The 1,107-nt window shown below is 69.0% G+C and carries 2 protein-coding genes; one reads left to right on the top strand and one right to left on the bottom strand.

Translation table 11 applies throughout. The annotated features are described in order from the left end of the window. Positions 1 to 478, bottom strand: a 478-nt coding sequence (locus R1101_RS28595) for an ROK family protein (protein WP_016935704.1), incomplete at its 3' end; no start/stop codon positions are given. A 102-nt stretch (positions 479 to 580) separates the two neighbouring features. Between R1101_RS28595 and R1101_RS28590 the strand changes: the two genes are divergently transcribed. Then, positions 581 to 1,107: inositol monophosphatase family protein (locus tag R1101_RS28590; RefSeq protein ID WP_037225100.1), on the top strand; the 527-nt coding region annotated here is incomplete at its 3' end.

The following is a 1,107-nucleotide window of genomic DNA, read 5'->3' as shown; positions in this document are numbered from 1 at the left end:
GCAGGACACCGTTGTGCAGGACGGCCGAGCCGATCCCGGTTCCGAAGGTCAGGAGGATCACCACACCGTCGGTGTCCTTGGCGGCACCGAAGCGGTCCTCCGCGATGCCGGCGGCATCCGCGTCGTTGAGCACCGAGACGTCCCGGCCGTCGAGCGCGTGGGAGAAGAGAGAACGGGCGTCGGCGCCGATCCACGACTTGTCGATGTTGGCGGCGGTCCGGGCGACACCTCCGGTGACCACGCTCGGCAGGGTCACGCCGACGGGACCGGACCAGCCCGCCTGCTCGACGATCTGTGCCACCGTCTTCGCCACGGCCTCCGGGGTGGACGGTTGCGGAGTGAGGAGCTTGATCCGGTCGCCGACCAGGCGGCCGGTATCGAGGTCCACCACGGCACCCTTGACGCCACTTCCCCCGATGTCGACACCGAATCCGTGGTTGCCCGGATTCGATCGGTCCGTGGGGACGTCCTGTGCCATCGTGTACTTCCTCTCGCTGGGTGGGGCCGGCTGCTCCGCTCGTGTGGCAACGATAATGCCCGGTGCCGCCCGGTGCGGCGCTCGGTGGCGAAACCTTCGGCGCTGTGTTCGGATCGGTTCGTGCATGTACAGAGAACGCTCTCCGAATCCGAGTCGTCCGCGTTGAGGGACGTCGCCGTGACCGTCGCGCGTGAGGCCGCAGCCTATGTTCGTGTACGCAGAGCCGAGCTGTTCGGCCCTCCGGGATCGGGGGAGGCCGCCCGTGTCGGGACGAAGTCGACGGCGACCGATCCCGTCACCGCCGCCGACACCGAAAGCGAGGAGCTCATCCGGCGCAGACTCGCCGAACTGCGGCCCGAGGACGCCTTCCTGGGAGAGGAGACCAGTGGCGACGGTGCGAGGGCGACGACCGCGAGCGGGGTGGTGTGGGTGGTCGATCCCATCGACGGCACCGTGAACTTCGTGTACGGACTCCCGGCGTCGGCGGTCTCGGTGGCCGCGCAGGTCGACGGACGTTCGGTGGCCGGAGCTGTCGTCGACATCGCCTCCGGGGAGACGTTCTTCGCGGCGGAGGGTCTCGGGGCGTATCTGGATACGGGTGGCACACGGGTCCGGTTGCGCTGCAATCC

Origin of the sequence: Rhodococcus sp. R1101, from assembly GCF_000278445.1 — a bacterium.
GTDB classification, from domain to species: domain Bacteria; phylum Actinomycetota; class Actinomycetes; order Mycobacteriales; family Mycobacteriaceae; genus Rhodococcus; species Rhodococcus gordoniae.
The sequence above is the reverse complement of the archived record's forward strand: the minus strand, read 5'-3'. Positions and strand labels throughout refer to the sequence as shown.